Source organism: Geodermatophilus sp. SYSU D01180 (assembly GCF_054050415.1).
The window spans coordinates 15110-28566 of record NZ_JBJGZH010000005.1 but is presented as its reverse complement, the minus strand read 5'-3'; the positions used below and the strand labels follow the sequence as shown (position 1 = coordinate 28566).

Sequence of the window (13457 nt, the reverse complement as noted above, 5' to 3'; positions counted from 1 at the left end):
CCGACGTGCCCCGGCCGCCGCGACTGTCCCCCGACGAGGTCGCGGCCGGCCTGCGCGCGCTGCCGCTGTGGTCCGGTGACGTCACCGGCCTGCACCGGACGGTGCAGCTGCCCTCGTTCCGCGCTGCCGTGGAGGCGATCGTCGCCATCGCCGACGTCGCCGAGGAGATGGACCACCACCCCGACGTCGACCTGCGGTGGCGCACGCTGCACCTCACCCTCGTCAGCCACTCCGCGGAGGGGGTGAGCGCGCTCGACCTCGAGCTCGCCCGCCGCATCGACGGGCTGCTCCCGGGGTAGCGCCGGTCCCGCGGAGCACGGGCCGGGGCGGCCTCCCGATCAGGAGATGGTCCCGATGACCGCCGAACTGAGGACGTCCGTCGACATCGACGCCCCGCCCGAGCGCGTGTGGGAGGTGCTCACCGACCTGCCCGCCTACGCCGACTGGAACCCGTTCGTCACCGAGGCGGGTGGGGCCGTCGTCGAGGGGAACCGGCTGTCGGTCCGCGTGCCGCCGGTGAACGCCCTCCTCCGCTCGGACCTGCGGCCCACGGTCCGGGAGGTGGTCCCCCTCCGGCGACTGCGGGTGTGGAGCCGGCTGGACCGGCTGGGCGTCCCGGGCCTGTTCGACGTCGAGCACACCGTGACCCTCACCGACCACGGCGGGGGCGTGCGGCTGTGGCAGCAGGACCGGTTCGGGGGTCTGCTGGCCCCGCTGCTCGTCCGGTCCCTGAACCGCCACCGGCTCGCGGCCTTCCACGCCATGGGCGCCGCCCTCAAGCAGCGCGCCGAGGCGACCGGGCCGGCGCTCAGCCCTGGATGAAGGACCCCGTCCCCCTCCCCCCGCGCGAGCTCGGGGCGAGCCTCCGGACGGGGCCGGGGCGACCGGACCAGGGCTCAGCCCTCGACGGGCAGCACGAGCAGGCGCAGCAGGCGGTCGGCCTCGGCGTCGGGGTCCTCGGTGAGGCCGGTGTGCACCGGGCCGGGCTGGACGACGGTGCTGCGCGGCGCGGTGAGCCACCGGAACCGCGAGCCCAGCGCCTCCCGGCCCGCGGCGCCGGCGGCGGGGTCGGCGGCGCAGACGTCGGCGGCGGCCTGCAGCGCGCGTCCGATGGCGGCGGGGTCGGCGGTCGGGTCCAGCGCGCGCAGCCGGTCGACGTCGAGGTGCACCCGGCTGCCCAGGTAGTCGCGCTGCCGGCAGTAGACGAGCACGCCGGCGTTGAGCGCCTCCCCCCGCTCCACCCGCGGCACCACCCGCAGCACGGCGTACTCGAAGGTCTCCCGGCTCACCGCTGGGTCACCCCCGGCGGCGGGGGCGGGCCCAGCCACGCCGGCCGGTTCTCCCCGCGCGGCGACCGGCGGCGGCCCCCCGCGCCCGCGGCCGCGGCGGCCACCACGCCGGGCAGCCACGCGTCGCGGGCGGCCAGCCGGGCCAGCAGCTGGGACACGTAGCGCTCCCGGACGGCGGCCGGTGGCTCGCCTGGCTCCGGTCCCTCCAGCCAGTCGTCGGGCACCTGCGCCAGCACCCGCTGCAGCAGCGGCCGGGTGACCCGCGGCGCGAGGTCGGCGTCGGCGGCGCGCAGGTCCGGCGAGCACTCGACCAGCGCGTGCTGGGCGGCGTCGTAGGGGCGGGCGACGGCGGCCGGCGCGCCCGCCCAGGAGTGGTGGAAGGTGAGCGCCGCGCCGTGGTCGATCAGCTGCAGCCGGCCGTGCCAGAACAGCATGTTGGGGTTGCGCCAGGACCGGTCGACGTTGCCCACCAGCGCGTCGAACCACAGCACCCGCCCGGCCAGCTCGGGCTCCACCTCGCCCACCCCGGCCTCGAAGTCCAGCGCGCCGGGCAGGTAGTCCAGCCCCAGGTTGCGCCCGGCCGAGCGCTGCAGCAGCTCCTGCACCTCGGGGTCGGGCTCGCCGACGGCCAGCTCCGGGACGACGTCGACGGTGACCAGCGCCGGCACCGGCAGCGCCAGCGCCCGGGCCAGCTCGCCGCAGACCACCTCGGCCACCAGCACCCGCACGCCCTGGCCGGCCGCCCGCCACTTGACCACGTAGGTGCCGAGGTCGTCGGCCTCCATGAGCCCGGGCAGCGAGCCACCCTCGCGCAGCGGGGTGACGTAGCGGGTGGCGGTGACGGCGGGCAGCACAGTGCCGGTCAACCTACGCCGGTCCGGATCCCGGCCACGGGCCCGTTCCGGGCCGTGTCGCCCGGGGGCCGGCGCGACACACCGCTCACCCGTGCAGGCGGGCCACGCGCCCCCGCGACCCCGCCGTCGACCCCGGCCGGGGCGGCGAGGCGACGATCCCGCGTCGCTCCGCCTTCCCCGACGCGGACCCGACCGTCATGCTGCGGCCGCACCGGGACGTGCACGGCTGTCACACGCTCCCGGGGCACCACGGGGGGCGACGGGCGGAGCGCGCTGTGGACGGACGGGGACGGGTGCGGGTGCTCCCCCGGTGCCGGCTGTCCGGTGTCACGCCGGACCCCGAGCCGCGCCCGTGTCGCCGGGACGACCGCCCCCGCCCCCGCGTCCCCCGACCATCGGCGGACGCAGGGCTGCCGCCGCCGGCCGAGGGGTGACCGGCCCGGCCACCGGGACGAGGGAGAGACCGTGTTCGAGGCACTGGGTCGCGCCGTGTACCGGAGGCGCCGGTGGGTCCTGGCGCTGTCGGTGGCGTTCGTCGCCTTCGCCGGCGTCTGGGGTACCGGCGTCTTCGGCCAGATGACCGGCGGCGGGTTCTTCGACCCCGACAGCGAGAGCTCCCGGGCCGCCGAGGTGGCCGAGCACGAGCTGGGCCGCAGCGCGGCCGACGTCGTCGTCCTGTACTCCAGCGACGCGACGACGGTCGACGACCCGGCCTACGCCGAGGCGGTCACCTCCACGCTCGGCACCCTGCCCGAGGACGACGTGCTGCGCACGGTGTCCTTCTTCGACACGGGCGCGGCGTTCCTGGTGAGCGAGGACCGGCGCAGCACCTACGCCGTCCTCAGCCTGCGGGGCGACGAGGACGAGCGCGAGGACGTCCTCGACGCCATCGAGGGCGACCTGGCCGCCCCGGGGCTGACCACCCGGATCGGCGGCGAGGTGACCCTCAACCGGGACATGAACCTGCTGGTGAGCGAGGACATCGCGACGGCCGAGACCATCTCGCTGCCGGTCCTGGCGATCCTGCTCGTCGTCGTCTTCGGTGGCCTCGCCGCGGCCGCCCTGCCCCTGGCGATCGGGGTGACGGCGATCCTCGGCTCGTTCGCGGCCCTGCGCGCCTTCGGATCGATCACCGACGTGTCGATCTTCGCGGTCAACGTGGTCACCGTGCTCGGCCTCGGGCTGGCCATCGACTACGGGCTGTTCGTGGTCAGCCGGTTCCGCGAGGAGGTGCGCCGGCAGGCGACGGTGGAGGACGCCCTCGCCCGGACCATGGCGACCGCCGGGCGCACGGTCGCCGTCTCCGGTGTCACCGTGGCGATCTCGCTGGCCGGGCTGCTGGTCTTCCCGCAGGTGTTCCTGCGGTCGATGGGTTTCGGCGGGATGAGCGCCGTGTTCATCGCGATGCTCGCCGCGCTCACCCTGCTGCCGGCGTTGCTGGCCGTGCTCGGCCCCCGCGTCGACGCCCTGTCGGTGCGGCGCCCGGTGCGCCGACGGCGGCGTCCGGCGCACGCGGACGTCGAACGGAACGGGGTCTGGTACCGCATCGCGCACAGCGTCATGCGCCGTCCGGTCCTGTACACGCTGGTCGTGGGGGCGCTGCTCGTCGCGCTGGCCCTGCCGTTCACGCGCGCGGAGTTCGGCGGCATCGACGTGCGCGCCATGCCCGAGGGTGCGGAGAGCCGGGTGGTCGCCGAGACGATCGAGCGGGACTTCCCGCCGAGCCCGTCCGGTCCTGTCGAGGCGGTCCTCACCCTCCCCGCTCCTGCCGACACGGCGGAGGGCAGCGCTGCGCTGCAGTCCTACGTCGCCGCCGTCGAGGCCGTCCCACGGGTGGACGGCGCCACGGTCGCCGAGGTCGCCGGCAGCACGGCACGGGTGGTGGTCGCCGCGGACGTGAACGCGATGGGGGCCGAGGGCCGGGACCTGGTGGCCGCGGTCCGGCAGGTGCCCGCACCGGACGACGCCGAGGTCCTCGTCGGCGGCACCGGCGCGGTGTACGCCGACCTGCTGGACAGCCTCGGCTCGCTGCTGCCCTGGATGGCGCTGCTGGTGGCGGTGACGTCGTTCGTCCTGCTCTTCCTGGCCTTCGGGTCGGTCGTGCTGCCGCTCAAGGCGATGCTGATGAACGTCCTGTCGCTGGGCGCCTCCTTCGGCGCGCTGGTGTGGATCTTCCAGGACGGCAACCTCTCCGGCGTCCTGGAGTTCACCCCGACCGGGTTCATCGAGGCCACCTCACCGATCCTCGTGCTGGCCATCGTCTTCGGGCTGTCGATGGACTACGAGGTCTTCCTGATGTCCCGCATCCGCGAGCAGTACGACCTCACCGGCGACAACACCACCGCGGTCGCCACCGGGCTGCAGCGCACCGGCGGGATCATCACCAGCGCGGCACTGCTGCTGATCGTGGTGATCGGCGCGTTCTCCGTCTCCGGCGTCGTGCTGATCAAGATGATCGGCGTGGCGATGCTCATCGCCATCGTGGTCGACGCGACGGTGGTGCGGACCCTGCTGGTCCCGGCCTCCATGCGGCTGCTGGGGCGGGCCAACTGGTGGGCGCCGGGGCCACTCGGCCGGCTCTACGCCCGCTACGGCATCCGCGAGTCCGGCGCCGCGCCCGTGTACGCGACCGGCCGGCACCTGGCCGGCGTGCGCTGAGCCTGCCGGCGGCCGCGCCGGCCAGCACCCGTCGCCGTGGCACGGCGGACAGACTCGGCCCATGGGTCTCCTCCGCGCCGTCTCCCCCGCCGACCTGCGCGACGCACCGCTCACCTATGCCGAGGTCGGCGCCACGCGCGCCGCCGAACTCCCCGCCGGCTACCGCACCGGCACGTGGACCGAGGTCGTCGGCTCCGGCCGCGCGGCGTTCGAGCGGGTCGCCGCGGCGGTGTTCGCCTGGGCGCCGCAGCGCAGCACCGGCCTGCGGGTGCGCGCCACCGGCTCGCCCGGCGAGGTGGGCACGGTCGTCGTCCTCACCGCGGGGCTGCCGCGGCTGGGCTACGACGTCCCCTGCCGGGTCGTCTGGGCGTCGACGACGGGCGACGAGCGCGGCTTCGCCTACGGCTCGCTGCCCGGCCACCCCGAGAGCGGCGAGGAGTGCTTCACCGTCCGGCTCGACCCCGGCGGCGACGTCGTCGCCTCGATCCGGGTGTTCTCCCGGCTGGCCTCCCCCGCCGCCCGCCTCGTGCCGCCGGTGAGCTGGGCCCTGCAGCGGCTGGCCACCGCCCGCTACCGCGCGACGCTGCGCCGGGCCGCCCGCGACCGATGAGCCCGGGCTCCCCGGGCGGTCATCCCCGCATGAGTCTGGCCGAGGAGATCGAGCAGGTGGTGTCCGGCGCCGTGGCGGACGGGGCGGTGCCGGGCGCGGCATGGCTGGTGCGGCGCGGGGACGAGGTGGCCCGCGGCGCGGCGGGCACGCACACCCCGGGCGGGGACGACCCGGTCGCGCCGGACACCGTCTTCCGCATCTCCTCGGTGACCAAGCCGGTGGCGGCCACGGCCGCGCTCACCCTGGTCGACGACGGCACGCTGGCCCTCGACGAGCCGGTGGACGCGCTGCTGCCCGAGCTGGCCGGCCGGCGGGTGCTCGCCGACCCCGCCGACGCGGCCGCCGGCACGGTCGAGGCGCGGCGGGCGGTGACGGTGCGCGACCTCCTCACCTTCCGGCTCGGCCTGGGCATCGACTTCACCGCGCCGTGGCCCACCCCGACCGTCGCCGCGCTCGGCGAGGCGGGTCTGCCCGCCGGGCCGCCGGCGCCGCAGGCCGCTCCCCCTCCGGACGAGTGGCTGCGCCGGGTGGCCGGCGTCCCGCTGGCCCACCAGCCCGGCGAGCGTTGGCTGTACCACACCGGCGCGAGCGTGCTCGGCGTCCTCGTGGCCCGCGCCGCCGGCCGGCCGCTGCCCGAGGTGCTCGCCGAGCGGGTGCTGGTCCCGCTCGGGATGACCGACACCGGCTTCGGCGTGCCGGCGCCGGCCCGCGGCCGGTTCGGCCCGCACTGGACGCCGCCGGACGAGCACGGCGAGCGGCAGGTCCACGACCCCGCCGACGGCCAGTGGGCGTCCCCGCCGCCCTTCCCCGACGGCGGGGACGGCCTGGTCTCCACCGTCGACGACCTCGCCGTCCTCGCGCGGGTGCTGCTCGCCGGCGGGGAGCCGGTGCTGCGCGAGCCGACCGTGCGCGCGATGCTCACCGAGCAGGCGGGCCCGGTCGACGACGAGGGCGGCGGCTGGGGCCTGGGCCTCGGCGTCCGCCGCACCGACGAGCCGGGCGGCCGGCACGCCGGCTCCTTCGGCTGGGACGGCGGGCTGGGCAGCACGTGGTGGACCGACCCGGTCACCGGCACCACCGCGGTCCTGCTGGCCAACCAGATGTGGTCCTCGCCGGCGCCGCCGGCGGTCTTCGAGGCCTTCCGGGCCGTCGCCTTCGGTCCCCGCTAGGCGCGCCGGGCCGCCACCGCCGCGGCCACCCGCTCGACGAGGTCCTCCGGCACCGGGCGGCGGTAGGGCAGGTGCACCGCGTCCTTGCCCGAGCGGTGCGGCGCGACCTCGGCCTCCAGGTCACCGTCGAACACGGGCACCGGGTAGAGCGCCGCGTGCCGCTTCCACGCGGCGTAGTGCAGGCCGTAGCGGCTGCCGAGCATGGCGGCCGGCATGCCGTAGCGGATCGTCTCGGTGGCCCCGGGCATGCCGCGGAGGACGGCGGCGCGCACCTGCCCGAGCGCCGTCCGCGCCTCCTCCGGCAGGGCCGCCAGGTACTCCTCGACGGTGGCGGGGACGGGCATCGCGGGCTCCTCGGGCTCGGGTGGCTGCGGGGATGCTGCCCGGGAACCGGTTCCGGCACCAGGCGTCGCGGCACTAGACGTCGCGGCGCTCGACCAGGCCCGCGCCCAGCGCCCAGGCCGCGACCGCCCACGCCGCCGACACCGCCAGGCCCACCTGCCAGCTCGTGGGGACGGCGAGGAAGGACTCCTCCCCCACCCGCAGCGCCGGCAGCGCCTGCGACAGCAGCTCGGCGGTCCGCCCGCCGGCCAGCGCCAGCGCGGGCGGGGCGACGAACACCAGCGCGACGCCCAGCCCGAGCGCGCCGGCGGTCGAGCGCAGCACCGCCCCGAGCCCGGCGGCGAGCACGGTCACCAGCACCGCGCCGGCCACCTGCAGGCCGGCCGACCGCAGCACGTCCGGGTCGCCCAGGGGGACGCCGCCCGGCACCGCGACCAGCGTCCGCGCGGCCAGCGCGCACGCGGCGACCAGCAGCGCGGTGAGCAGCGCCGCCCACCCCGCGACGACGGCGGTCTTGGCCACCAGCAGCCGGGTGCGCCGCGGCACGGCGACCAGCGAGGACAGCGCCATCCCGCCGCCCAGGTCGGCGGTGACCGCGAGCACCCCCAGCACGACGAGCACCACCTGGCCGAACGCGAACCCGATCAGCGCGACGCCGACCGCGGCGTCCGCGTCCGGCGCCGTCGGCGTGGTGGCCGCGGCCAGCCACCCGAACGCGCCGACGACGAGCAGGTAGACGGCGCTGCACCACCAGGTCGAGCGCAGCGTCCGCAGCTTGGTCCACTCGGCGCGCAGCACCGCGCCCGGGCCGACCCTCACGCCGCACCCGCCCGGTACTCGACGTCCTCACCGGTCAGCTCGAGGTAGGCCGCCTCCAGTGAGGCGACCACCGGGCTCAGCTCGTGCACCGGCACCCGCGCGGCGAAGGCGACGTCGCCCACCGCGGCCGGGGCCAGGCCCTCCACCCGCAGCGCGCCGTCGGTCTCCAGCGCCACCCCCACCCCGGCGCGGCGCAGCGCGGCGGCCAGCAGCGGCGCCTGCGGGCTGCGCACCCGCACCGCGGCGTGCCGGCCGAGGAGGTCGGCCATCGGGACGTCGGCGAGCAGCCGGCCGCGGCCGAGCACGACCAGGTGGTCGGCGGTGTCCTCCATCTCGCTCATCAGGTGGCTGGACACCAGCACCGTGCGGCCCTCGTCGGCCAGGTCGCGCAGCAGCCCGCGCACCCAGCGGATGCCCTCCGGGTCCAGTCCGTTGACCGGCTCGTCGAGCAGCAGCACCTCGGGGTCGCCGAGCAGCGCCGCGGCGATGCCGAGCCGCTGCCCCATGCCCAGCGAGAAGCCGCGCACCCGCTCGTGCGCCACCGCGCCGAGGCCGACCAGCTCGACGACGTCGTCCACCCGCGAGGCGGGCAGGCCGGTGCCCTGCGCCAGCGCCAGCAGGTGCGCGTACGCGGTCCGCCCGGGGTGCCGCGCCCGCGGGTCCACCAGCGCGCCGACGCGGCGCATCGGCACGTCGAGGTCGCGGTAGGGCACGCCGAGCACCGTCGCCGTCCCGGCGGTGGGCCGGGTCAGGCCGAGGACGCAGCGCATCGTCGTCGTCTTGCCCGAGCCGTTCGGGCCGAGGAAGCCGGTCACCCGGCCCGGGTGCACGGTGAAGCCGACGTCGTCGACGGCGACCCGCGCCCGGAAGTGCTTGGTGAGCCCGTCGACCTCGATCACGCCGACAGTGTGGCGACCGGTGCCCGCAGATCCCTGGAGGTGGCGGGGTGTCTTCCGGTCCGGACGGCCCCTCTGCAGGGGCCCGCCGCGAGCTCGCGAGCGGTGGGGGGGCAGAGGGGTCCTTTCTCAGTCGCCGGCGGCCGCGGCGCGTTCCCGCTGGAGCAGCTCCTTGCTGCGCACCAGCCGCAGCAGGGTGACCACGATCAGCCCGCCGGCCATGTTGAGCAACGTGACGTACCAGAACCAGGCGAGCCAGTCGGCGTAGCCGAACGGCGCGGCGCCGGTGTGGAGGGCGCCGAAGACCAGCAGCGAGTCCAGCACCGAGTGGAACAGCTGCAGCCCGGCCAGGACGAACGCGCCCGCGAACGCGGCGACGATCTTGGCGCCGTCGGCGGAGGTGCCGTTCTGCATGCGGGTCATCAGCGTGATGACGACGCCGCCGAGGAAGGCCAGGCACACCGCGCGCAGGTCCAGCGGCGACTCGACGAAGTGCCGCGCCGACTCCACCACGGTCGGCCGGAGCTGCGGGAAGCCGTGCACGACCACCCACATCGCCAGCCAGCCGCCGACGAGATTGCCCGCCAGCGTCCCGGCCCACAGCCGGGCCAGCTGCGACCAGCTCGCCCGGCCGGCGACGACGGCGGTCACCGGCAGCAGGAAGCCCTCGGTGAACAGCTCGCTGCGGGCCAGCAGCAGCGCGACGAAGCCGACGCCGAACGCCAGCCCGGCCAGCAGGTGGCTGCGGGTCTCGGCGTACACGGCGAGCAGCGCGAGCACGCCGATCGCCACCTCCAGGCCGCCGGCGAGCCCGGTGGTGAGCACCTCCCGCCAGGTGCGGTGCAGCCGCTGCGCGCCCTGGCTGACCACCCGGTCGAAGGCCTCGACGACCTCGTCCTCCGCGGGCGCGTCGGTGTCGCCGAGCTGGATCCGCCGCTGGTCGGTCACCGCGCGCACCTACCCTCGGCGGCGTGTGTCCATCCGAGCCCGGGCCGGTGACCCTGCACCTGTGGGGCGTCCCCGGGCGCGCCGTGCCGCGGGCGGTGCTGCGGATGGCCTCGGTCCGCCCGGCGCTCGCCCGCCTGCCGGGGCTGCGGTTCGCCAAGCTGCTGGGCACCGGCGACGGGCGGACCTTCACCGTCCGCGACGCCGACCCGCGCCGCTGGGGGCTGCTGGCGGTCTGGGACGACGACGCCGCCGCGGACGCCCTCGACGACTCCCCCGTCGCCGCGAGCTGGCGGCGGATCGCCGACGAGGAGTGGTCGGCGCGGCTGCGCCCGCTCGCCGCGCGCGGGCTGTGGTCGGGCCGCGAGCCGTTCGGCCGGCCGCGGCCGCAGCGCTGGGACGGGCCGGTGGCCGCCGTGACCCGGGCGCGGCTGGCGCCGCGCCGGGCGGCGCGGTTCTGGTCGGCGGTGCCGCCGGTGTCGGCGGACCTGCACCGGGCGCCGGGCCTGCGCATGGCCGTCGGCATCGGCGAGGCGCCGCTGGGCCTGCAGGGCACCTTCAGCGTCTGGGACTCCGCGGCGGCACTGAACGCCTTCGCCTACGACCGCCCCGAGCACGCCGCGGTGGTCCGGCGGACGGCGCAGGAGGGCTGGTACGCCGAGGAGCTGTTCGCCCGCCTGGCGGTGCTGTCCACCCGCGGCACCGTCGCCGGCACCGACCCCGCGGCGGGCTGGAGCCCCACGTACTAGAGCTCCACGTAGAGGTGGATCTCCTCGCGGTCGTCCTCGGGGGCGAGCCGGATGGCGCCGGGCATCCGGCCGAACTCGCGGTAGCCCAGCCCCTGGTAGAAGCCCTCGATGCCGTAGCCGCCGCGCACGGTGAGGTGCAGCATCTCCAGCCCCAGGTCGCGGGCGGCGTCGTGGACCCCGGTCATCAGCGCCCGGCCCAGCCCCTGCCCCTGCCGGGCCGGGTGGACCTGCACCCGCAGCACGGTGGCCCAGTGCCGGCGCAGCGGGCTGACCGACAGCGACAGCACCGCCCAGCCGGCGAGCTCGCCGTCCGCGCGCAGCACCACGACCCGCTCGCGGCCCTGCGCCACCCGGTCGAGCAGGGCGTCGAGCACCGGAGCGACGTCGTCACGGGTGACCGGGGGGACGAAGCCGACCGCGCCGCCGGCGTTGGAGACGTCGGTCCAGCAGGCCAGCAGGGCCTCGCGCAGCTCCGGGTCGACGTCCTCGACGGCGGTGGCCACGGCAGACGGCACGGCGCTCGGCATGCCCCCGATCATCGTCCGCGACGCGCGTCACCGACCGCCCGGCCCCTGGACCTCGCTCCGCCCGCGGGCCAGGCTCGCCGTCATGACCGACGCTCCCGGCCCCGTCCCGGTCCCCCGCCCCGCGGACGACGAACTGCGCGTCCCGTTCTGGATCGTGCTCGCCGGCGTGGGCGCCGGCGCGTTCTGGGCCCTGGCCGGCGTGGCCCTCGGCTCCTGGCTGCGCTCCCGCCGCTGAGCCGCCGGGGGTGGCGTCAGCCCGAGGAGCCGCTGGGGCCGAAGCGCTCCACCCGGACGTCCGGCTCCGGCACGCCGAGGCCGACCAGCAGCTGGCTGGCCGACTCCGCGAACGGCGTCGACCCGCAGACGTAGGCGGTCTGGCCCGGCTCCCACAGCGGCACGAGGTCCGCGGCGGTCAGCCGCCCGGCGGGGCGGATGCCCGACGGCTCGCGGGTGGTGACCACCAGCGCCCCGGACGCCCGCAGCTCGTCGGCGTAGGGCAGCTCGGCCAGCGTGCGGGTGGAGACGGCGACCCGTAGCAGGTCCTCACGGCCCAGCTCGCGCGCGGTGCGCAGCATCGACACGAACGGCACCACACCGGTGCCCCCGCCCACGAGCAGCGCCGGCTCGTCGCCCTCCCAGACGAACCAGCCGCCGATCGGCCCGCGGACCTCCAGCTCGTCGCCGGGCTCGACGACGTCGGCGAGGTAGGTGGACACCTCGCCGTCGTCGAGCCGCTCGACCAGCAGCTCGACCAGCGGGTCCCCCGGCGCCGACGCCAGCGAGTAGGACCGCTGGGCCCGGTAGCCGTCCTCGGCGGTGAGCCGGACGACGTAGTGCTGCCCGGCCAGGTGGTCGACGCGGTCGGGAACCTCCAGCCGCAGCCGGACGGTGCGTGGGGTGGGGCGCTCGACCTCGCGGACGGTCGCCGTGCGCCAGCCGCCGGCGGGCGCGCGGCGCCGGAGGCGAGGTGGGGGATCCGTCGGCCCCGCTGCAGGCCCCCCGTCGGCCTCGTCCCGAGGCTCGCCCCGAGCCTGCGAGGGGTCCGGCGGCCTCGGCGCAGGGTCCCGCCGCGAGCTTGCGAGCGGTGGGGGGCGGCGAGGTCCTTCCGGAGGTCCTTCCTCAGTCACCCTGGTACCGCTGCTCGCGCCACGGGTCGCCGCGGTCGTGGTAGCCGTTCTGCTCCCAGAACCCCTGCTGGTCGCGCTGCAGGAGGGTCAGCCGGGTGACCCACTTGGCGCTCTTCCAGAAGTACAGGTGCGGCACGAGCAGCCGCACCGGGCCGCCGTGCTCGATCGGCAGCGGCTTCCCGTCGAACTCCCAGACGATCCACGCCTTGCCGCCGGTGACGTCCTCGAGCGGCAGGTTGGTGGTGTAGCCGGTCTTCGACGTCGCGATCACGAAGTGCGCGTCGGCGGTGGGACGGGCGGCCTCCAGCAGCGTGTCCACGCTGACGCCGGCGAAGTGCGTGTCGAACTTCGACCACGTGGTGACGCAGTGGATGTCGCCGCGGTAGTCCGACGCCGGGAGCCGGTGGACGTCGTCCCAGGTCCAGGTGGTGGGGTTCTCCACCCGGCCGTCGACGGTGATGCTCCAGGTCTCCGGCGCGATGCGCGGGGTGGGTTCGGCGGTCAGCACGGGCCAGTCGCGTCCGACGTCGTACTGGCCGGGGGGCAGTCGCGGGTCGCGCTCGCGCCGGCTGCGGCCGAGGAAACCCCTGGTCGGTCCTGCCACGCGTCCTCCTCCGATGGGGGGTGGGTGTGCCGACACGCTCCCACGCCCCGGCAGGCGGACACCAACGTCCTGACCAGGGCTGAGGGTTCCCTTACGAGAGGTGAGTCACGTCGTGTTCACATGGCCGACACCGGGGCATGGAGCCTAACTTTGTGCCGTGGTGACGGTGACGAACTCGGGCCAGCGGCGGACCCCGAAGGTCGCGAAGACCAGCTCGGTCGCGAAGAAGGCCGTGATGGCGGTCAGCGGGATCATCCTGGTCCTGTACCTGGTCGCGCACATGGTCGGGAACCTCAAGCTCTTCGCCGGCGCGGAGACCTTCAACGGCTACTCGGAGTGGATCCGCCGGATCGGCGAGCCGGCCGTCCCGGGCCAGACGCTGCTGTGGATCATCCGCGTCGTCCTGCTGGTGGCGGTGGTCGCCCACGCGTGGGCCGCGATCTCGCTGTGGCGGCAGGCCAAGCGCGCCCGGCCCACCCAGTACGTGGCCCGCAAGGCGGTTGCCCAGAGCTACGCCTCGCGCACCATGCGCTGGGGCGGCGTGATCCTCGCGCTGTTCATCGTCTACCACATCCTCGACCTCACGCTGGGGGTCGCGAACCCCGAGGGCCCCGACTCCACGCCCTACGACCGCGCGATCGCCGGGTTCTCCAACCCGATCGTCACCCTCGTCTACGTCGTCGCGCTGCTGGCGCTGGGCTTCCACCTGCGGCACGGCATCTGGAGTGCCACCCAGACGCTGGGGCAGAGCAACAGGACGCGCGAGCGGACGGTCAACGCGTTCGCCACCGTCTTCGCCGTCGTCCTGACCGCCGGGTTCCTGATCCCGCCGCTCAGCGTCCTCGTCGGCATCATCGAGTAGGAGCAC

The 13457-nt window shown here is 76.2% G+C and carries 17 protein-coding genes; 8 read left to right on the top strand and 9 right to left on the bottom strand.

From position 1 onward, the window contains the following. The first annotated feature begins 5 nt into the window (after positions 1-5). Together ACI8AA_RS06425 and ACI8AA_RS06420 are read left to right on the top strand one after the other, a co-directional pair. Positions 6-299 (top strand): 4a-hydroxytetrahydrobiopterin dehydratase, encoded by a 294-nt coding sequence (locus tag ACI8AA_RS06425; protein ID WP_457043666.1) that lies wholly within the window; start codon positions 6-8, stop codon positions 297-299. A gap of 55 nt (positions 300-354) precedes the next feature. Then, positions 355-822, top strand: coding sequence for an SRPBCC family protein (locus ACI8AA_RS06420; protein WP_457043665.1), 468 nt, complete (start codon positions 355-357; stop codon positions 820-822). 74 nt (positions 823-896) lie between these two features. Here ACI8AA_RS06420 and ACI8AA_RS06415 read toward each other — a convergent pair whose 3' ends face one another. Both ACI8AA_RS06415 and ACI8AA_RS06410 read right to left on the bottom strand, forming a co-directional pair. Beyond that, on the bottom strand, positions 897-1289 hold the full coding sequence (locus ACI8AA_RS06415) for a DUF3037 domain-containing protein (protein WP_456926291.1): 393 nt from the start codon (positions 1287-1289) through the stop codon (positions 897-899). Beyond that, positions 1286-2155 carry a HipA family kinase gene (locus ACI8AA_RS06410; RefSeq protein ID WP_457043664.1) on the bottom strand — a complete coding sequence of 290 codons (870 nt, stop codon included), beginning with the start codon at positions 2153-2155 and terminating at the stop codon, positions 1286-1288. Before ACI8AA_RS06410 ends, ACI8AA_RS06415 begins: the two co-directional genes overlap by 4 nt. A gap of 453 nt (positions 2156-2608) precedes the next feature. On the opposite strand from ACI8AA_RS06410, the gene ACI8AA_RS06405 reads away from it, so the two are divergent. The 3 genes from ACI8AA_RS06405 to ACI8AA_RS06395 all read left to right on the top strand — a co-directional run bounded on the left by ACI8AA_RS06405 (position 2609) and on the right by ACI8AA_RS06395 (position 6580). Beyond that, positions 2609-4801 carry an MMPL family transporter gene (locus ACI8AA_RS06405; protein ID WP_457043663.1) on the top strand — a complete coding sequence of 731 codons (2193 nt, stop codon included), beginning with the start codon at positions 2609-2611 and terminating at the stop codon, positions 4799-4801. Between the two features lie 61 nt (positions 4802-4862). After that, a complete protein-coding gene (locus ACI8AA_RS06400) occupies positions 4863-5411 on the top strand; it encodes a DUF1990 family protein (RefSeq protein ID WP_457043662.1) in 549 nt (182 codons plus the stop codon). Positions 5412-5440: 29 nt separating this feature from the next. Next, a complete protein-coding gene (locus ACI8AA_RS06395; protein WP_457043661.1) occupies positions 5441-6580 on the top strand; it encodes a serine hydrolase domain-containing protein in 1140 nt (379 codons plus the stop codon). Here the strand turns inward: ACI8AA_RS06395 and ACI8AA_RS06390 are convergent. The 4 genes from ACI8AA_RS06390 to ACI8AA_RS06375 all read right to left on the bottom strand — a co-directional run bounded on the left by ACI8AA_RS06390 (position 6577) and on the right by ACI8AA_RS06375 (position 9585). Further along, positions 6577-6924 carry an iron chaperone gene (locus ACI8AA_RS06390; protein ID WP_456937407.1) on the bottom strand — a complete coding sequence of 116 codons (348 nt, stop codon included), beginning with the start codon at positions 6922-6924 and terminating at the stop codon, positions 6577-6579. The genes ACI8AA_RS06395 and ACI8AA_RS06390 overlap by 4 nt on opposite strands. A gap of 73 nt (positions 6925-6997) precedes the next feature. Further along, positions 6998-7741 carry an ABC transporter permease gene (locus ACI8AA_RS06385; protein WP_457043660.1) on the bottom strand — a complete coding sequence of 248 codons (744 nt, stop codon included), beginning with the start codon at positions 7739-7741 and terminating at the stop codon, positions 6998-7000. Next, on the bottom strand, positions 7738-8640 hold the full coding sequence (locus ACI8AA_RS06380) for an ATP-binding cassette domain-containing protein (protein ID WP_457043659.1): 903 nt from the start codon (positions 8638-8640) through the stop codon (positions 7738-7740). Before ACI8AA_RS06380 ends, ACI8AA_RS06385 begins: the two co-directional genes overlap by 4 nt. 126 nt (positions 8641-8766) lie before the next feature. Next, positions 8767-9585 (bottom strand): formate/nitrite transporter family protein, encoded by an 819-nt coding sequence (locus ACI8AA_RS06375; RefSeq protein WP_457043658.1) that lies wholly within the window; start codon positions 9583-9585, stop codon positions 8767-8769. 23 nt (positions 9586-9608) lie between these two features. Between ACI8AA_RS06375 and ACI8AA_RS06370 the strand changes: the two genes are divergently transcribed. Continuing rightward, positions 9609-10331 carry a monooxygenase gene (locus ACI8AA_RS06370; protein WP_457043657.1) on the top strand — a complete coding sequence of 241 codons (723 nt, stop codon included), beginning with the start codon at positions 9609-9611 and terminating at the stop codon, positions 10329-10331. Here the strand turns inward: ACI8AA_RS06370 and ACI8AA_RS06365 are convergent. After that, on the bottom strand, positions 10328-10858 hold the full coding sequence (locus ACI8AA_RS06365; RefSeq protein WP_457043656.1) for an N-acetyltransferase family protein: 531 nt from the start codon (positions 10856-10858) through the stop codon (positions 10328-10330). The genes ACI8AA_RS06370 and ACI8AA_RS06365 overlap by 4 nt on opposite strands. An 82-nt stretch (positions 10859-10940) precedes the next feature. Here ACI8AA_RS06365 and ACI8AA_RS06360 point away from each other — a divergent pair, with 82 nt between their 5' ends. Then, a complete protein-coding gene (locus ACI8AA_RS06360; RefSeq protein ID WP_456926302.1) occupies positions 10941-11093 on the top strand; it encodes a hypothetical protein in 153 nt (50 codons plus the stop codon). 16 nt (positions 11094-11109) lie between these two features. Here ACI8AA_RS06360 and ACI8AA_RS06355 read toward each other — a convergent pair whose 3' ends face one another. After that, positions 11110-11985: an FAD-binding oxidoreductase gene (locus tag ACI8AA_RS06355; protein WP_457043655.1), complete on the bottom strand. Its 876-nt coding sequence runs from the start codon at positions 11983-11985 to the stop codon at positions 11110-11112. Then, complete coding sequence (locus tag ACI8AA_RS06350) at positions 11978-12589, bottom strand: sulfite oxidase-like oxidoreductase (protein WP_456926303.1); 612 nt, start codon at positions 12587-12589, stop codon at positions 11978-11980. Before ACI8AA_RS06350 ends, ACI8AA_RS06355 begins: the two co-directional genes overlap by 8 nt. Positions 12590-12746: 157 nt before the next feature. Between ACI8AA_RS06350 and ACI8AA_RS06345 the strand changes: the two genes are divergently transcribed. Continuing rightward, complete coding sequence (locus tag ACI8AA_RS06345; RefSeq protein ID WP_457043654.1) at positions 12747-13451, top strand: succinate dehydrogenase cytochrome b subunit; 705 nt, start codon at positions 12747-12749, stop codon at positions 13449-13451. Positions 13452-13457 lie beyond the last annotated feature (6 nt).